The 16,357-nt window shown below is 39.6% G+C and carries 19 protein-coding genes; 13 read left to right on the top strand and 6 right to left on the bottom strand.

Annotation, left to right across the window (positions count from 1 at the left end):
* The first annotated feature begins 137 nt into the window (after positions 1-137).
* From EHW67_RS10370 to EHW67_RS10385, 4 genes are all read left to right on the top strand, one after another.
* On the top strand, positions 138-713 hold the full coding sequence (locus EHW67_RS10370) for a collagen-like protein (protein ID WP_126162315.1): 576 nt from the start codon (positions 138-140) through the stop codon (positions 711-713).
* 144 nt (positions 714-857) lie between these two features.
* A complete protein-coding gene (gene msrB / locus EHW67_RS10375) occupies positions 858-1,355 on the top strand; it encodes a peptide-methionine (R)-S-oxide reductase MsrB (protein ID WP_126162316.1) in 498 nt (165 codons plus the stop codon).
* A 163-nt stretch (positions 1,356-1,518) separates the two neighbouring features.
* Positions 1,519-2,910, top strand: a complete 1,392-nt coding sequence (lpdA, locus tag EHW67_RS10380) for a dihydrolipoyl dehydrogenase (protein WP_126162317.1) — start codon at positions 1,519-1,521, stop codon at positions 2,908-2,910.
* 99 nt (positions 2,911-3,009) lie between these two features.
* A complete protein-coding gene (locus tag EHW67_RS10385; RefSeq protein ID WP_126162318.1) occupies positions 3,010-3,294 on the top strand; it encodes a DUF3817 domain-containing protein in 285 nt (94 codons plus the stop codon).
* Between the two features lie 52 nt (positions 3,295-3,346).
* Here the strand turns inward: EHW67_RS10385 and aroQ are convergent, their stop codons facing one another.
* Positions 3,347-3,772: a type II 3-dehydroquinate dehydratase gene (aroQ, locus tag EHW67_RS10390; protein ID WP_126162319.1), complete on the bottom strand. Its 426-nt coding sequence runs from the start codon at positions 3,770-3,772 to the stop codon at positions 3,347-3,349.
* 243 nt (positions 3,773-4,015) lie between these two features.
* On the opposite strand from aroQ, the gene xerD reads away from it, so the two are divergent.
* Positions 4,016-4,930, top strand: coding sequence for a site-specific tyrosine recombinase XerD (gene xerD, locus EHW67_RS10395; RefSeq protein WP_126162320.1), 915 nt, complete (start codon positions 4,016-4,018; stop codon positions 4,928-4,930).
* Positions 4,931-4,952: 22 nt separating this feature from the next.
* Here the strand turns inward: xerD and EHW67_RS10400 are convergent, their stop codons facing one another.
* Positions 4,953-6,245 (bottom strand): NAD(P)/FAD-dependent oxidoreductase, encoded by a 1,293-nt coding sequence (locus EHW67_RS10400; protein WP_126162321.1) that lies wholly within the window; start codon positions 6,243-6,245, stop codon positions 4,953-4,955.
* Between the two features lie 240 nt (positions 6,246-6,485).
* Between EHW67_RS10400 and EHW67_RS10405 the strand changes: the two genes are divergently transcribed.
* Together EHW67_RS10405 and EHW67_RS10410 are read left to right on the top strand one after the other, a co-directional pair.
* A complete protein-coding gene (locus EHW67_RS10405; protein WP_126162322.1) occupies positions 6,486-6,980 on the top strand; it encodes an RNA polymerase sigma factor in 495 nt (164 codons plus the stop codon).
* 4 nt (positions 6,981-6,984) lie between these two features.
* On the top strand, positions 6,985-7,632 hold the full coding sequence (locus EHW67_RS10410; protein ID WP_126162323.1) for a hypothetical protein: 648 nt from the start codon (positions 6,985-6,987) through the stop codon (positions 7,630-7,632).
* Here EHW67_RS10410 and EHW67_RS10415 read toward each other — a convergent pair.
* Positions 7,629-8,432, bottom strand: a complete 804-nt coding sequence (locus tag EHW67_RS10415; RefSeq protein ID WP_126162324.1) for a lysophospholipid acyltransferase family protein — start codon at positions 8,430-8,432, stop codon at positions 7,629-7,631. The two genes, EHW67_RS10410 and EHW67_RS10415, sit on opposite strands and share 4 nt — an antisense overlap.
* 38 nt (positions 8,433-8,470) lie before the next feature.
* Positions 8,471-9,112, bottom strand: a complete 642-nt coding sequence (locus EHW67_RS10420) for an NUDIX hydrolase (RefSeq protein WP_126162325.1) — start codon at positions 9,110-9,112, stop codon at positions 8,471-8,473.
* A gap of 100 nt (positions 9,113-9,212) precedes the next feature.
* On the opposite strand from EHW67_RS10420, the gene EHW67_RS10425 reads away from it, so the two are divergent.
* Entirely contained in the window at positions 9,213-9,941 is a 729-nt protein-coding gene (locus EHW67_RS10425; RefSeq protein ID WP_238389893.1) for a peptidylprolyl isomerase, read from the top strand.
* A 143-nt stretch (positions 9,942-10,084) separates the two neighbouring features.
* On the opposite strand, the gene EHW67_RS10430 is transcribed toward EHW67_RS10425, so the two are convergent.
* Together EHW67_RS10430 and EHW67_RS10435 are read right to left on the bottom strand one after the other, a co-directional pair.
* Positions 10,085-10,705 (bottom strand): trimeric intracellular cation channel family protein, encoded by a 621-nt coding sequence (locus tag EHW67_RS10430; RefSeq protein ID WP_126162326.1) that lies wholly within the window; start codon positions 10,703-10,705, stop codon positions 10,085-10,087.
* A gap of 3 nt (positions 10,706-10,708) precedes the next feature.
* On the bottom strand, positions 10,709-11,434 hold the full coding sequence (locus EHW67_RS10435) for an RDD family protein (protein ID WP_126162327.1): 726 nt from the start codon (positions 11,432-11,434) through the stop codon (positions 10,709-10,711).
* Positions 11,435-11,472: 38 nt separating this feature from the next.
* Between EHW67_RS10435 and EHW67_RS10440 the strand changes: the two genes are divergently transcribed.
* From EHW67_RS10440 to EHW67_RS10460, 5 genes are read left to right on the top strand one after another with little or no spacing between them, the layout of a single operon-like run.
* Positions 11,473-12,438 (top strand): stage II sporulation protein M, encoded by a 966-nt coding sequence (locus EHW67_RS10440; RefSeq protein WP_126162328.1) that lies wholly within the window; start codon positions 11,473-11,475, stop codon positions 12,436-12,438.
* The gene (locus tag EHW67_RS10445; RefSeq protein WP_126162329.1) at positions 12,422-13,372 is read left to right on the top strand and encodes a hypothetical protein; all 951 of its coding nucleotides are present in this window, start codon (positions 12,422-12,424) and stop codon (positions 13,370-13,372) included. The genes EHW67_RS10440 and EHW67_RS10445 overlap by 17 nt, the downstream gene beginning before the upstream one ends.
* Positions 13,369-14,100, top strand: coding sequence for a DUF4129 domain-containing protein (locus tag EHW67_RS10450; RefSeq protein ID WP_126162330.1), 732 nt, complete (start codon positions 13,369-13,371; stop codon positions 14,098-14,100). Before EHW67_RS10445 ends, EHW67_RS10450 begins: the two co-directional genes overlap by 4 nt.
* On the top strand, positions 14,093-15,304 hold the full coding sequence (locus EHW67_RS10455; protein ID WP_126162331.1) for a DUF4350 domain-containing protein: 1,212 nt from the start codon (positions 14,093-14,095) through the stop codon (positions 15,302-15,304). Before EHW67_RS10450 ends, EHW67_RS10455 begins: the two co-directional genes overlap by 8 nt.
* Before the next feature lie 3 nt (positions 15,305-15,307).
* A complete protein-coding gene (locus EHW67_RS10460) occupies positions 15,308-16,312 on the top strand; it encodes an AAA family ATPase (RefSeq protein ID WP_126162332.1) in 1,005 nt (334 codons plus the stop codon).
* Positions 16,313-16,357 lie beyond the last annotated feature (45 nt).

Genomic DNA, 16,357 nt, shown 5'->3' on the forward strand with positions numbered 1-16,357 from the left:
TATTATTGAAAACCGAAGTTCCAGTTAAAACCTAACTTTGCAAGTATAGATATAAAAATTGGAACGCTTTTTGAAACCTCTATAAAAATACAATAACATTTATTCATTACATACTGCTAATCTCTAAAATAAATAATATGAAAAAAGTAACCTTATTGTTCGGCGCATTAATAGCTATATTCTTTATCTCCTGTGAAGGACCGGCGGGCCCTCCTGGATTTGATGGTTTGGATGGTCTGGATGGCCTAGACGGTGCAGATGGCATTCAAGGCCAAGTATTTGAAGTGGAAAACATTGACTTTAACTACGATGCCGGCGGTGACATTTACTCCTACATTATTACCTTTTCGGACTTCACCAGTTTTGAAGTTTTTGAATCGGATGCCGTTTTGGTCTACAGGTTTGATGGCACCGTGGAATACGATGACAACACCACGGCAGACGCCTGGAGCTTAATACCGCAAAATTTCTTTTTACCGGAAGGTACTATTCAATATACCAATGCACATAATTTTATAGATGTGGAAATCTTTATTGACGGGAATTTTGATTTATCCAATTTGGACCCTGCTTTTACAGACGATCAGTTATTTAGAATTGTCATCCTTCCCAGTGAATTTGCACAATCTAAATTGGACAAATCAAACCTCAAGGCCGTCATGAACAGCATTGGAGTAGAAGAAAAGGAGGTGCCTCGATATAAAATTGACTAAGATTAACCCTTGGACAAAGCAGCCCCTATTCCCAACAAGACAATAGGGGCTACTTGGTATATTATTACTAGCTGGTTCGGCATGTAAGGCAGGATAAGTTGAAAGTAAGCCCATTACGAGACGTCTAACCACAAAACTATTGACATGAAAAAATTATTATTTATCCTTTGCGTTGTATTGATTGGTTGCAAAGGCACATCACAGGAAAAGGCAGAATCCAAGGCGGGAGCCCAGGATAAGAAAGAACATTTTAAAGTTTCCAAAACGGAGGCCGAATGGCGAAAACAGCTTACAGACATGCAATTCTATGTACTTAGAAAAGCGGGTACCGAAAATGCGGGAAGCAGCCCATTGTTGCACAACAAAGAAAAAGGCGTATATACCTGTGCAGGCTGTGGAACGGAACTTTTTAAGAGTGAGCACAAGTTTGATTCCGGAACGGGCTGGCCCAGTTTTGACAGGGAAATAAAAGGCAATGTGGCCTTTGATGTAGATTATGTTTTGGGATATGCCCGAACCGAGGAGCACTGCGCTACCTGCGGGGGCCACCTAGGACATGTATTTAATGACGGTCCCAGAAATACTACTGGAAAAAGACATTGTATTAACGGTGCCGCCCTAAAATTTGTCCCTAAAAAGTGAGCTACTTCCCTGCCGCACACCAAAATTCCCTAAACAATGGTAGGTCAGTGCCGTGCAAGTACGGGCTTCAATTATTCAATTAATTTAAAATGCCAGCGGTAGGAATTCCGTCTGGTTTTGTAACTTTGCGACTTCATGATTTATTTATCAAAAAAAATTATAAATGAGCAATTTCGATATTATTGTATTAGGTAGTGGCCCAGGAGGTTATGTAACTGCAATCAGAGCTTCCCAATTAGGATTCAAGACTGCCATTATAGAAAAGGAGAATCTAGGTGGTGTGTGTTTAAATTGGGGGTGTATACCTACCAAGGCACTATTGAAATCGGCTCAGGTATTTGAATATCTGCAGCATGCCAGCGATTACGGATTAAAAGCCGAAGGTGTTGACAAGGATTTTGGCGCCGTGGTAAAAAGAAGTCGAAGTGTCGCGGACGGTATGAGCAAGGGCGTTCAATTTTTGATGAAAAAAAATAAAATTGAGGTCATAAAAGGTTTTGGAACCCTAAAGCCGGGCAAAAAGGTAAGTGTCAAGGATGCGGATGGCAAAGAAACCGAATACACCGCCAATAATATTATCATAGCTACAGGGGCACGTAGCAGGGAATTACCCAGCCTGCCCCAGGATGGCAAAAAAATAATTGGCTACCGCGAAGCCATGAGCTTACCAAAACAGCCCAAGAAAATGCTTGTTGTAGGTAGTGGTGCCATAGGCATAGAATTTGCTTATTTCTATAATGCCATGGGTACCGAAGTTACGGTTGTGGAATTTTTGCCAAATGTAGTACCGGTAGAGGATGAAGAAGTTTCAAAGCAATTGGAGCGCAGCCTTAAGAAAACCGGAATAAAAATTATGACCTCCTCGGAAGTAACCAAAGTGGATACCTCTGGAGAAGGGGTCAAGGCCACCGTAAAAACCGCCAAAGGAGAACAGGTTCTTGAAGCCGATATAGTACTTTCTGCGGTAGGTATAAAGACCAATATAGAGAATATTGGTTTGGAAGCGGTTGGTATCGCCACGGACAGGGATAAAATATTGGTGAACGATTATTACCAAACCAATATTCCCGGATACTACGCCATAGGTGATGTTACCCCAGGACAGGCATTGGCCCACGTTGCTTCGGCAGAAGGGATACTTTGTGTGGAAAAATTAGCTGATATGCATGTTGAACCGTTGGACTATGGAAATATTCCGGGATGTACCTACTGTTCCCCAGAAATAGCCTCTGTAGGTCTTACCGAAAAACAGGCCAAAGAAAAAGGATACGATATCAAAGTAGGGAAATTCCCTTTTTCCGCTAGTGGAAAAGCAAGTGCATCCGGCGCCAAAGACGGTTTTGTAAAGGTTATATTTGACGCCAAATACGGCGAATGGCTAGGTTGTCATATGATCGGTGCAGGTGTTACAGACATGATAGCGGAAGCAGTTGTTGCCCGTAAATTGGAAACTACAGGGCATGAAATCCTTAAAGCCGTTCACCCTCACCCTACTATGAGTGAGGCCGTGATGGAGGCCGTTGCAGATGCCTACGGAGAGGTTATCCACTTATAGGATACTGCATTTTCGTATAAATACAATAGACCTGTTAGGTAGTATTACCTGACAGGTCTACTTATAAAACAAACACCTTTATTAAATACCCCAGTTCACATGTTAAAAATCTTTAGTTTAACCGCTCTCTTGGAAGGAATATCCTATTTATTGTTATTTGGCATTGGTATGCCATTAAAATATGTGGCCCAAATACCAGAACCCAACATATACATTGGGTACGCACATGGGTTTCTATTTATTGCTTATGTAGCCTTGGCAGTAATGGTGTGCGTTGAAAGAAAATGGAGCCTTAAAACATTTATTATCCTTTTTATTGCTTCCTTGCTACCATTTGGTACTTTTTATATAGACAAAAAGTATTTAAAGCCGCAGATGGCATAGGAAGTAAACGCTAACCAAAGGTCATTATAAGGCAGATGGACAATATAGTTTCTTAGTCCTTGTTCAAAAAGCTTTGAATGGCAAGGTCGTAACTCTTTAGTCCGAAACCTAGGATCACCCCTTTGGCCACTGGTGAAATATAGGAAGTATGCCTAAACTCTTCGCGCCCAAAGGTGTTACTTATATGCACCTCTACTACCGGTGCAGTAATTCCCTTTATAGCATCCCCTATTCCAATGGAAGTATGGGTATACGCCCCAGCATTCAGGATTATCCCATCATATCCCTCAAAACCGCAGTCATGTAGTTTGTTAATAATCTCACCTTCTACATTGGATTGGTAATATTCCAATTGCACATCCTTAAACTTAAATTGTAGGTTGGCAAAATACTCCTCAAAAGTAGTCTTTCCGTAAACCTCGGGTTCTCGCTTCCCCAAAAGGTTTAAGTTAGGTCCGTTGACAATTATAATCTTCATGCGATAAAAGTAATGAATTGTAATTCATTAAAAAAGTGAAACCGATGCCTTATTGGAGCACAATAAAAGGCAACAAAGCCGTATACTGCAATACCCTCCTTTTTCGTCTAAATTTATTACTCGTATAAAATATTCATCAAACCAAGGAACAACCGTTTATTGCCATATTTATGATTGTAGAATTCCATGTTTTTATGGTCAAGGTGTTTTTTATGGTGTTGATTCTAATTGTATATTTACCTCATGAACTGGAATCAAGCCCTTCAGGATTATCAACATTACCTTAAGCTGGAGCGGGGACTGTCACAAAACTCCATTAACAGTTACATTCTGGACATTAAAAAACTAATTGTCTTTATAGAAACCAACAAGCTAAAGGAAAACCCCATAAACATAGACAGAGCTAGTATTCAGCGCTTTGTTTACGAACTTCCCAAAAAAGTTAACCCTAGATCCCAGGCCCGGATAATCTCTGGTTTAAAAAGCTTTTTTAATTATCTACTCTTTGAGGATTACAGGAGGGACAACCCCATGGATTTGATTGAATCCCCTAAAGTAGGCAGAAAACTGCCAGACACCTTATCAGAAAAGGAGATCAATACCCTAATTGGAGCTATTGACCTCTCCAAACCCGAAGGTGAGCGCAACCGTGCCATATTGGAAACCCTTTACGGCTGTGGACTTAGGGTTAGCGAATTATTGGATTTACGGCTATCAGACCTTTATTTTGAGGAGGACTTTATTAAAGTTACCGGAAAGGGCAATAAACAGCGTTTTGTCCCCATTAGTGAAATAAACAAAAAATATATAAACATTTACAGAAAGGAAAAGCGGGTGCATTTGCCCATTAAAAAAGGGCATGAAGATATTCTTTTCTTAAATCGTAGGGGCGGACAACTTACCCGAGCCATGATTTTCACCATTATAAAACAATTGGCCGAAGAAATAGGGCTTAATAAAAGTATAAGTCCGCATACCTTTAGACATTCATTTGCCACCCACCTATTACAAAATGGTGCAGATCTCAGGGCCATACAACAAATGTTGGGACATGAAAGCATTACCACTACGGAGGTGTATATGCATTTAGACAGAAAGCATTTGGCCGAAGTAATGAATACTTACCACCCCAGAAACAGTACTATATCACCAGATTAAGCATCCTTCAACTACTTAGGTGCTAATCCTTAAAAGCGCTGTAATTCCTGTTAAAGGGCCTAATAATTAATCGGGCTTCCCTATCAAACCTTATGTAATTATACACCCAATTCACAAAAACCACCATTCGATTTCTAAATCCTATTAAAAAGAAGAGGTGTACAAACATCCATACGAACCATGCAAAAACACCTTGGAATTTTATATTCTTCAAATCTACAACAGCCTTGTTCCTGCCTACGGTGGCCATACTGCCCTTGTCTTTATAAACAAACGGCTTTAGGGGCTTGTTATCCAACAAACGCAGTAGATTCTCACCGAGGTTCTTTCCTTGCTGTATGGCCGGTTGTGCCATCATAGGGTGACCCCTTGGCGTATCTTTGGTCTGCATACAGGCCACATCCCCAACGGCAAATATATTATCATGGTCCATTACCTGGTTAAACTCGTTTACCCGTATTCTATTTCCCCTTGCCAAAACATCCTTGGCATCCAATCCTCTGATGCCAGCTCCCTTAACGCCTGCTGCCCAGACCAAGGTTGCCGTTTCAAAAATAGTATCCGTATCTGTTTTCACCGTTTTACCGTCATAGCCGGTAACCCGTGTATGTTTCCATATTTGCACCCCAAGTCCCTCTAAAAAATCCTCGGCCTTTGAAGATGCCTTTTCACTCATTTCCTTGAGGATACGGTCACCCGATTGTATAAGGTGTATCTGCACCTTTCTCGTATCCAGGTCGGGGTAATCTTTGGGCAGGATACCTTTTTTTATTTCGGCCAAGGCCCCGGCCAATTCCACCCCAGTGGGTCCACCCCCTACAATAACGAAATTCATCAGGGCTTCCCGTTCATGATATTGATCTGTTAAAAGAGCCTGCTCAAAATTCTCCAGTATAAGACTGCGCAGGTTTAAGGATTGGGGAATGGATTTCATGGCCATACTGTTCAGTTGAATCTCCCTATTCCCGTAATAATTTGTTGTAGAACCCGTGGCCATCACCAAATAGTCATATTCCAAATTGCCAATATTGGTCACTAAGGTATTATCCCCAGTTTTTATTTCCTTTACTTGTGCCAACCTGAAGAAAAAATTAGGGAAATCCTTTAAAATTTTCCTGATGGGATAGGCTATGGAATCCGGTTCAAGTCCGCCGGTGGAAACCTGGTACAGCAGCGGTTGAAAAGTATGGTAGTTGTGTTTATCCAGAAGTACTACCTGCACCTCCTTGTTATTTAACTTTTTAGCGAGGGATATTCCCGCAAATCCACCGCCGATTATAACTATTCTTGGAAAACTGGTCTTTGGAATGTTCATATATACAAATATGGGTAAAATTAACCATTCGCAATATAACCGTAAAACGCAATCTAAGATTTACTGCATTTAGCCAAAAACCTCCTTTGGCAGACATCTTTAATGCTGTCCTGTACGTTGGCTTATTGCCTGGCAATAGATGGCGTTCGTTTAAAACATGCCAAATAATTAATTTTGATTTTTATATTGTAACAAAACGCAAAGTGTGACTACTAACCAATAACTAACTATTAGAGCCGAGTGACCAAAGATTTGGAACATCAATTCGTAAAGGAATTAGAATGCAATCAGAACATTGTGCATAAGATATGTACTTTGTATACCAGTGACAGGGATTCCCACAACGATTTGTTCCAGGAAATAACCATTCAGTTATGGAAAGCCTATCCAAAGTTTAGAGGTGATTCCAAATTTAGCACTTGGATGTACCGGGTAGCTTTAAACACGGCTATTACACTTTATAGAAAATCAAAAAGAAGTGTCCCGACCCAAGACTATGAATCGGTTATTTTTAAAATAAAGGCTGATGAATATGATCCTACCCAAGAGCAACAGCTTAAATTAATGTACAATGCCATTAGGCAATTGGGAGATATAGACAAGGCCCTGATCTTTCTTTATCTAGAAAACAAAGACTACAGAGAAATAGCGGAAACACTAGGTATTTCTGAAGTAAATGCAAGAGTGAAGATGAACAGAATAAAAAATAGATTAAAAACGATATTAAATCCCTAAGAATATGATGGATGAACTGGAATTATTAAAAAGGGATTGGCAAAAGAAAGGCAAGGATTTGCCAAAGCTCTCCTATGATGAGATTTATAAGATGATATGGAAAAAGTCATCTTCCATTGTTAAATGGATTTTTTTCATCAGTATTATTGAGTTTCTACTCCCCCACCTTTTGTACCTACTCCCTTCCATGAGTAAAAACATGGCGGTCTGGAAAGACTTGGGGTTGGGCAATTTTCTCTTGTTGTCCAATGTGGTCCAATATTCCGTTGTACTCTTCTTTATTTTTCAGTTTTATAAAAGATATCGGGAAATTTCCTCCTTGGACAATGCCAAACAACTACTGGCCAACATCCTAAAGACAAGAAAAACAGTGAAATACTACGTGATTTTCTGTTTGTCCTTAATTTTTATATCCTTCATGGTAATGGCCGTTGGCATCTATCTTAATGATGACCCAATGTTGGCATTGGGGTATGGTAACCAAGTAGAAAACATCAATCCGGAAAAATTAAAGACCACTTTGCTTGCCACGGTGGTTATACTAGGAGTTGTGATAACCCTGGTTATGGGATGTATCTACTTTTTGTTGTATGGAATATTACTTAAGAAACTAAAAAGGAATTACCGTGAGCTTAAAGACATGGATGTTTAGACCCTGAACTTTCTTTTTTTGTTTTCCTCTTCGTAGGCCATTAGTTCACTTTTAGGAATAACCTTTAAAAAAGAAGGGTGTTGCTCTATGGCATATTCCAATTTTTCTATAATGGAATCAAAGGACTCGTTCTCATAGTCTATATCCAACGGTTCCTTAATAACCATGGATTGCAATATCCCTTTCTTTTTTATCCGCAATCCCTTTTTGTCGAAAGAGCGACGAAAACCGTCTATGACCACTGGTACAACCACCGGCTTATATTTTTTTATAATATGGGAGGTCCCTTTTCGCAAGGGTTTCCAAGGTGTTGTAGTACCCTGCGGAAAAGTAATGACCCAGCCATCCTTAAGCGCTGTGCCTATATTGGAGATATCGCTCATTTTAACCTGCCTCTTTACGTCCTTGCCCTCGGACCTCCAGGTCCGCTCCACGCTGATTGATCCGGCATAGGCCAAAACCTTGGTCAACAAACTCTTTTTCATGGTTTCCGCTGCCGCCACATAATACATATTTAGTTTTGGCTGCCATATATACCCCAAATTTTTTATAGAATCTTCCCTACCGCTCAAACTGGCGTTAAAAACATGGAACATGGCCACAACATCTGCAAAATAGGTTTGATGATTACTTACAAAAAGTACATTTTCGGGTGGCAATTTTCTAATTATATCGGAACCCTCTATTTCTATAGTATTAAAGCCCCGGTATCTTTTATGGGTAATTACGGCCAAAATACGAATAAGCCACTTTTTTAAAAACAAATTATGTCCAAACGGATTTTTCTTAAACAAGCCCATATTTTTTGGTTAATGCCCAAAATTACAAAATAAGTGCCTTATAACACTTGTCTAAACAGTTCCTTAATTTCATTTAGCATCATTGCAGTAGCCCCCCAAACCGTATAACCATTTAATTTAAAGGCGGGTACCTCAACATTATTAGCATATGAGGTGGATAAAATTTGATGAAATATTTTCCGGTCATCCATAAAATCCAATAGCGGAACCTCAATAATAGCGGCTACTTCATCGGATTCCATTAAAAAAGGTCTTTCCTTTTTATATAGCCCCAAGTATGGAGTTACCTCAAAATTACTGGGTGGAATATACACCTCGCTCAGGGAACGGATCACAGTGATATGATCGCTAACCGCCCCAACCTCCTCATAGGTTTCGCGCAAGGCTGTATCCAACAAATCAGCATCGGTTTTTTCCATTTTCCCACCTGGCAATGCTATCTGGTTACTATGAATTCCTTTGTAAGTATTTCTTAGTATAAGCAAAAGGTTAGTATTATTTGCCAAGCCGGGATAAAAAAGGGCCATTACTGCTGCGAGCCTGGGATTCTTTTTCAAAATCTTGCCCGATTCCAATTCCTGCGCCCTAAATGCCGGGACCATTTTATAATGTGAAGCCCTGCCCGGAAGTTCCAGATTGTCTATTTTTGAAATTCGTTTGGAAAAATCATCAAAATCCACAAACTCGATTTTTTTGTAATTTTCGGCAAATTAATTAAAAACCACCAACCTTATTAGGCTGAACGGTCTTTTAACAAAGGATTAAATTTAATAAAAGTACATGGCAGTAAGAGAAATTTCATTTTTGGGACTATTTGTTTTTTTTATATTGATGGGCTGCAAAGACCGCCAGGCCACCAACAACAATACCGGGACTGAGATTGTAACGCAAGTAGATACCACAATCACCGATTCTGTCCCCAAACAACAGGAAACCGAGGAAAAAGAGGAAGAGGCATTTGAATTGACCGAGGATAACGCCATTGAGTTCTTCTACAACTACAACAAAACCCTAAAGGAGAACAAGGTTAAATTAACTACAACATTTGGAGAGATAACCATTCAGCTGTATGACAATGTTCCTTACCACAAGGCCAACTTTATATACCTCACCAGAATGGGCTACTTTAACAACACCTACTTTCACAGAGTGGTAAAGAATTTTATTATCCAGGGAGGGAATGCCGATAATTTGGAGACCGCAAAAAAAAGAAGTAAAATTGGGCGCTATCTTCTTCCGCCAGACACAAAAAAAGGTTATAAACACCATAGGGGTACCATATCCATGCCCAGCAGTGAAATAAACAATCCACATATGCTGGCCTCTCCTTACGAGTTTTTTATAGTGGTTACCAACCCCGGCTCCTATCATTTGGATGGAAGCTATACTGCCTTCGGTAAAGTTATAGACGGCATGGACGTGGTGGACGAAATTAATCAGCAACCTGTAGACAGTGGAGACTGGCCCTCACAAAACATCTATATTCTCAAGGCCGAGGTAGTTAAGTAACCATATTAGGCCAAAGGGTATGGCGGATGGTCCCTTTTTATCATTTATACTTCAAGGGCATTTTTTGAATCCCCAGACTGATCTTAATTTACAAGCCAACGGCAGCCCTATAGTCAGGGGTTAACCGCTAATAATCACTACTGTTACTTATTGGATTCGGAGCCATATATATTTGGGAGGGCAATCTTAAACTTAACGGCCAAAATTCGGATGCCAATAATTATAAGAATGGCGGCGACATAGGCATACGCATTGTCCAAGGGCAATTTCCTTATTAAAAAATAACTCACTCCTCCAGCAATACAGGCAGTGGCATAGATTTCCTTTCTACTAAAAATAACAGGGATCTCATTACAGAGAATATCCCTGATAACCCCTCCAAAACAGGCGGTAATGGTACCTAGGGATATACACATTATGGGTAGTAAGCCAATATTGAGTCCCTTTTCTATACCTACCATGGTATACAATCCAATTCCAATGGTATCAAATAAGAATAATGATGTTCTAAGATATTTTAATTTATCCCTAAATACTATAGCGAAAATAACCGTGACAATTACGGTATAGATATAAAAGGGTTGCTGCATCCATAATACCGGAGTGTTCCCAATCAACAAATCCCTAAGGGTACCCCCACCAACCCCCGTAACAAAGGCTATAATGAAAACCCCAAAAAGGTCCAGTTTCTTATCCATTGCTACCAAAACCCCCGAGATAGCAAAGGCAATGACTCCTAAAATGTCGATTACAAAATAAAACATGGGCTATGAGTTTTGGGTGTAAAAATTATAATCTTTCAATACTGTTTCTATATACTGCCGGTCATATAGTTCCGACTTTGAATTTAGAAGGCTTTCCACCTTATCGCGTAAGGCCTTCATGGTCCTATAATCCCCACTTTTATTGGCAATTTGGTAGGTTTCCTTTATAAGCCTCACGTCTTTATCGCTCAGTATCGTAACATTGGTGAAAATCGGGACATGGGTCTGTGCTACCTCTTCCAAAATGGTATGGGATATATTTACCTTATTTTTAGTACTGATCACCACTGTTCCGGCCGCAGCATCTCCCAAACGCTGCTTTTTGTCCGTAAACAAAATTGTCAATAGCCCCACGGACCCGAAGAACAGCCAAATATCTACCAATCTCAACATCCAACGAACCAAAAAATTGGACCAATGCACAGGAGAACCATCCAATTTTACCACTCGTAATTTCAAAATCATTTTACCTACCGTTCTTCCGTTGAACAGACTATGCATAAGCAAACTATACAACATGGCCGGCAAAAAAATAAGACTTACCAAGCCTATTGTAGTCCAATTATCATCAAACACATATCCCAAGGCACTACCTATTACTTGTACGAGGACGGCGTAGAGATATAAAATAAACCCATCAATTAAAAATGCCAGGATTCTTTCGCCAATACCAGCAATTTTATAATCTAGGTTAACATTTTGCGTGGTATTGATTTGAAGATTGGACATATTAGCACTACTTTTATTTTTTAAAGGATTATCCCCGTATGCGTGAGGCAGCTTTTGTGAAGCAAAATAAAGAAAAATGGATAGCATTTGAAAAGGCTATTAACTTTAATCCACACATTGATCCGGATGAACTTGCCAATGGCTATATTCAGATGACCAATGATCTGTCTTATGCCCAAACTTACTACCCGGACAGTAAAACGCTGTTGTACCTAAATTCCTTGGCCTCACAGGCACATCAAAAAATATATAAGAACAAAAAAGAACAGCGGAACAGAATTATTGATTTTTGGAAAGTTGAATTTCCACTGTTCTTTAAACAATACCACAGCACTCTGGGCGTAGCGTTCCTGACCTTTGCCATTGCAGCTGCTATAGGAAGCCTATCGGTATTGAACGACAGTACCTTTGTAAGGTTGATTCTTGGGGATGCCTATGTAAACGAGACCCTAAACAATATTGCCAAGGGAGACCCAACTGCCATATACAAGGGAGGCAGTGAAATTGGATCCTTTTTGGGCATTACCATAAACAACATCAGAGTAGCCTTTTTAGCCTTTTCTTTTGGAGTAATCAGCAGTATTGGCACTGCCTATATTTTGTTCAGTAATGGCGTTATGCTGGGGGCCTTTATTACCTTTTTTTATACCCAGGATGTTTTCTATCAGGCAAATAAACAGATATGGCTCCACGGTACCATTGAAATATCGGTAATAATAATTGCTGGGTGTGCAGGATTAATTATGGGAAATAGCATATTATTCCCCAAAACCTATTCCAGGAGGGTATCATTTATGAAAGGGGCCAAAGCAGGGTTAAAGGTAGTGGTAAGCACTATCCCATTTTTCATACTCGCTGGTTTTATAGAAGGATTTATCACACGATATTCCAATATGCCGCCCTGGTTGGCATTTCTTATCATTGGCAGTTCACTGACCCTGATCGTATACTACTATGTTGTTTATCCCATATTATTAAACCAATCTTATGCAAAGAGAAAATAAGGACAATTATATAGAACTGAGAGTAAACAGGGACTTTGGTGATATGATCACTCTTTACTTTGATTTTTTTAAACAAAACCTAAAAAAATTCACCAATATCTTTATTGGTTACAACGGTATTTTTCTGATTGGACTTTTACTTGTTAGCTATTTACTGGTTTCTGGGGTCATAGGTCTTATTAGCAACGAACAAAACACCTTCTTGGATGGGGTGGGCTTTGGAACAGATGCATATCTAATATACTTTGGCCTGGGAGGAGTACTCTTCTTCTTTATCTTCTTAATGGTTGCCATTCTAAATTATAGTTTAAGTACCTCCTATATGATAAAATATGAGGAATACAAGGGGCAGGGCTTTAACAAAGAGGAGGTATGGCAGCAAATAAAAAGTAATCTAGGAAACATAGTTCTTTTTATACTATTGATATTACTGCTTTTTGTCCTTCTAATGGTAGTGGCCTTTATACTTGCCTTTATTCCCTTAGTGGGTATGTTGGCGCAATATGTTCTGCAGTATTTCATCATGGCCTGGGTTGGCGTGTCCTTTTTTGTAATGTTGAAGGAAAAGCGAGGGATAATAGAGGCTTTAGGGGAGGGATGGAACCTGGTTACCAAAAACTTTTGGACAGCAGTAGGAGTCAATTTTATACTGGGACTTCTCATTGGTCTACTTATTATGGTTGTAATGATAATTCCTGGAATTTTGGTAGGTATCTATACTTTTCATGTGGTACAGAACGATGTTGCTCTAGGGTCCTCCATAGTACCAACCATCATCTATACTTTGGGAACATGTATGTTTCTAATAATAGCAGTGTATTCACAGTGTCTTTCCCAATTTATTAATGGATTACTGTATTTTTCACTGCACGAGAAAATGTACAACCTAAATTCCAGAAGCAAAATTGATCAAATAGGATTGCAAGACCAGTGATAAAGTTCCAATACGCCACCATATTCTGTTTTTTGGTCCACTACTCCGGTATATCGCAAGGGGTACGGGATTCCTTAGCCATGCCCGTAGACACTAGGACCAATATGGCGTTGCGTACTTTTCAAGGAAACTTGGTGGAAAAGTACCAAGGCAAAGAATTTAATTACAACCTAAAGGATGGGGAGTCTAAAAATTTACTATCGCGTTTAATTTCGTGGCTTTTGGATGTCCTAAATAACGTATTTGGAATAGACCTTCCCCCAGGGACCATACAGGTATTGGAATACATAGTGTACTTTGCTTTGGTTCTAGTGGCCATATACCTTTTGGTAAAATTCTTTAGCGGGGAAAACGCCTCCGCCATTTTTAGAAAAAAAGCCACCTCCTCCATGGATATAAATTTGGAAGAGGAACATATAGCTGATTTGGATCTGGACTCGTTAATAAGCGAAGCCCAAACACATAGGAATTACCGATTGGCCATACGCTATCAATACCTAAAAGTATTGAAAACACTGGCTCAACAACAGCTTATTGCATGGGATTATGAAAAAACAAATTTGGATTACCAGAAGGAAATAGACCTTCCCAAAGTTAAAGTACTCTTTAGGGATGTTTCCTATGTGTATGATCATATCTGGTACGGAGAAAAAGAGATTGACGAAGAAAGATACAAGGCTGTTCAGCATTCCTTTACCAGCCTCTATAAGATGAAGGCCAATGGATAAGCGTTCCAAAATAATCCTAGGGATATTTATAGCCGTTCTCGTTGGGATCATGGCCACAGAAATTGTACGCCCCAAACCCCTAAATTGGAGTCCGTCCTATACCTCCTCGGACAAAATACCGTTTGGGTGCTATGTATTGCATCAAGAGCTTAAAGAGCTGTTTCCCAATCAGAAAATATTTTCTACAAACCAAAGTTTATACAATGTTTTAACCCATCGGGATAGTAGCAAAGCTTCCAGTTATTTAATAATCAATGATATTTTGGACCTTGACAAGCAAGAATCCAATCAGTTACTGAACTATGTATACCAGGGCAATGACAGCTTTATAGCGGCCACCAACTTTGGGAGTATTTTATCGGACACTTTGAATCTAAGGGTGGAGACAATGTATACACTTTCGGAGGACACCCTGCAAATACGTCTTAGCAACCCTAGACTATCCAACAAAACCTATCCCTTGGCCCGTGGAGCATACAACGCACATTTTACATCAGTAGACTCGTTAAACACCACCATTTTAGGGAATATTACCTATAGCTCGGAAGACCAGCCCTTAAAATCAGAAAAACAGCATACCATTACAAGCCCAAATTTTATCAAAGTTAAGTTTGGAAAAGGAAATTTTTATCTCAATAGCACCCCACAGACCTTTACCAACTATTATATGCTTAGAGGAAATGAGAATTATGTAAGCAGCAGTCTATCCTATTTAAGGAATGTGGATCTCTATTGGGATAATTACAAAAAATCGGGCCGCAAAATAATAGACTCCCCAATGCGCTTTGTACTAAATCAAACGTCTTTAAAATGGGCCTATTACCTCGGCATTAGTGGTATTTTGCTTTTTGTGATATTTAAGGCCAAAAGGGAACAACGTATCATTCCCATTATCCGACCCTTGCAAAATAGTTCCATTGAATTTGCCAAGACAGTTGGTGGACTCTATTATGAGTATAGGGATTATACCGATCTGATCTATAAAAAAATTAACTTCTTTCTAGAGCATATTAGAAGTAATTATCATATTAATACTGTAATCTTAGACGATAAGACCGTGAGGGATCTATCGGCCAAAACCGGAAAACCAATAGCCGAGACCAAAGCCCTTATAGATCTCTTGATACAGCTTAAAAACAAGAAACAACACAGTGAACAGGATCTAATAAATCTTGAAAAAAAATTGAATAAACTTAAACACTAACGAATGGAAGATATTCAGAAAGGGGAAGGCAACAAGCCGGTGGAATTTAAAAGTAGAATAGACCTAAACAAGCTGCAGAATTCAGTAAATAGAATAAAAGAAGAACTGGGAAAGGTTATCATAGGCCAGGAAGATATGATAGAACTACTTATTATTTCTATCCTTGCCAACGGACATTCTTTAATAGAAGGGGTACCCGGAGTGGCTAAAACGGTAACCGCAAAACTCCTTGCCAAAACGATGAGCGTTGAATTTAGTAGGATACAGTTCACCCCAGACCTTATGCCCAGCGATATTCTAGGCACCTCTATTTTTAATGTGAAGACTTCGGAATTTGAATTTAAAAAAGGGCCATTGTTTTCAAACATTATCTTAATTGATGAAATAAACCGTGCCCCTGCCAAGACACAGGCCGCACTTTTTGAGGCTATGGCAGAGCAACAAATCACTATAGATGGAGTTGCCTACGCCATGCAACCTCCTTTTTTGGTCTTTGCCACCCAAAATCCCATAGAACAAGAAGGTACCTATCGTTTGCCCGAAGCACAATTAGATCGTTTCCTATTTAAAATTAAGGTAGAATACCCCTCATTGGAAGAGGAAATACGGATATTGGAAAACAAGCATCACCAAAAGAACAAAGATGCAGAAGGCTTGGTAAGCACCGTACTCAATGCCCAAGAAATAGCTACCTATCAGGACATCGTAAAAGAAATAGTCATCGAAGATAATTTGATGCGATACATTGCCGGCATCGTAAACAATACCCGCAGCAATGCCAATCTTTATCTAGGAGCCTCACCAAGGGCCTCTATCGCCATAATGGATGCTTCCAAGGCATTGGCAGCTATAAACAGTCGTGATTTTGTTACCCCGGACGACATAAAAAAAGTAGCAGTCCCCATCATTGGCCATAGGGTATTACTAACTCCAGAAAGGGAAATGGAGGGCTTTACTACGGAAAAAGTGATAAAACAAATTTTAGAGGCCATTGAAATACCGCGATAGGCAATATCCCTATTCAGCAAATAGCTGCCAATATAACCCAGCACC

Origin of the sequence: Arenibacter aquaticus, assembly GCF_003957295.1 — a bacterium.
Classification (GTDB): domain Bacteria; phylum Bacteroidota; class Bacteroidia; order Flavobacteriales; family Flavobacteriaceae; genus Arenibacter; species Arenibacter aquaticus.

Excerpts from the sequence above, each read along its gene's own strand:
- EHW67_RS10445 (WP_126162329.1), top strand. The coding sequence starts at position 12,422 with ATGCAAAGAGAAAATAAGGACAATTATATAGAACTGAGAGTAAACAGG.
- EHW67_RS10370 (WP_126162315.1), top strand. The coding sequence starts at position 138 with ATGAAAAAAGTAACCTTATTGTTCGGCGCATTAATAGCTATATTCTTT.
- lpdA (WP_126162317.1), top strand. The coding sequence starts at position 1,519 with ATGAGCAATTTCGATATTATTGTATTAGGTAGTGGCCCAGGAGGTTAT.
- aroQ (WP_126162319.1), bottom strand. The coding sequence starts at position 3,772 with ATGAAGATTATAATTGTCAACGGACCTAACTTAAACCTTTTGGGGAAG.
- EHW67_RS10435 (WP_126162327.1), bottom strand. The coding sequence starts at position 11,434 with ATGTCCAATCTTCAAATCAATACCACGCAAAATGTTAACCTAGATTAT.
- EHW67_RS10440 (WP_126162328.1), top strand. The coding sequence starts at position 11,473 with ATGCGTGAGGCAGCTTTTGTGAAGCAAAATAAAGAAAAATGGATAGCA.
- msrB (WP_126162316.1), top strand. The coding sequence starts at position 858 with ATGAAAAAATTATTATTTATCCTTTGCGTTGTATTGATTGGTTGCAAA.
- EHW67_RS10425 (WP_238389893.1), top strand. The coding sequence starts at position 9,213 with ATGGCAGTAAGAGAAATTTCATTTTTGGGACTATTTGTTTTTTTTATA.
- xerD (WP_126162320.1), top strand. The coding sequence starts at position 4,016 with ATGAACTGGAATCAAGCCCTTCAGGATTATCAACATTACCTTAAGCTG.
- EHW67_RS10430 (WP_126162326.1), bottom strand. The coding sequence starts at position 10,705 with ATGTTTTATTTTGTAATCGACATTTTAGGAGTCATTGCCTTTGCTATC.
- EHW67_RS10410 (WP_126162323.1), top strand. The coding sequence starts at position 6,985 with ATGATGGATGAACTGGAATTATTAAAAAGGGATTGGCAAAAGAAAGGC.
- EHW67_RS10455 (WP_126162331.1), top strand. The coding sequence starts at position 14,093 with ATGGATAAGCGTTCCAAAATAATCCTAGGGATATTTATAGCCGTTCTC.
- EHW67_RS10415 (WP_126162324.1), bottom strand. The coding sequence starts at position 8,432 with ATGGGCTTGTTTAAGAAAAATCCGTTTGGACATAATTTGTTTTTAAAA.
- EHW67_RS10460 (WP_126162332.1), top strand. The coding sequence starts at position 15,308 with ATGGAAGATATTCAGAAAGGGGAAGGCAACAAGCCGGTGGAATTTAAA.
- EHW67_RS10385 (WP_126162318.1), top strand. The coding sequence starts at position 3,010 with ATGTTAAAAATCTTTAGTTTAACCGCTCTCTTGGAAGGAATATCCTAT.
- EHW67_RS10400 (WP_126162321.1), bottom strand. The coding sequence starts at position 6,245 with ATGAACATTCCAAAGACCAGTTTTCCAAGAATAGTTATAATCGGCGGT.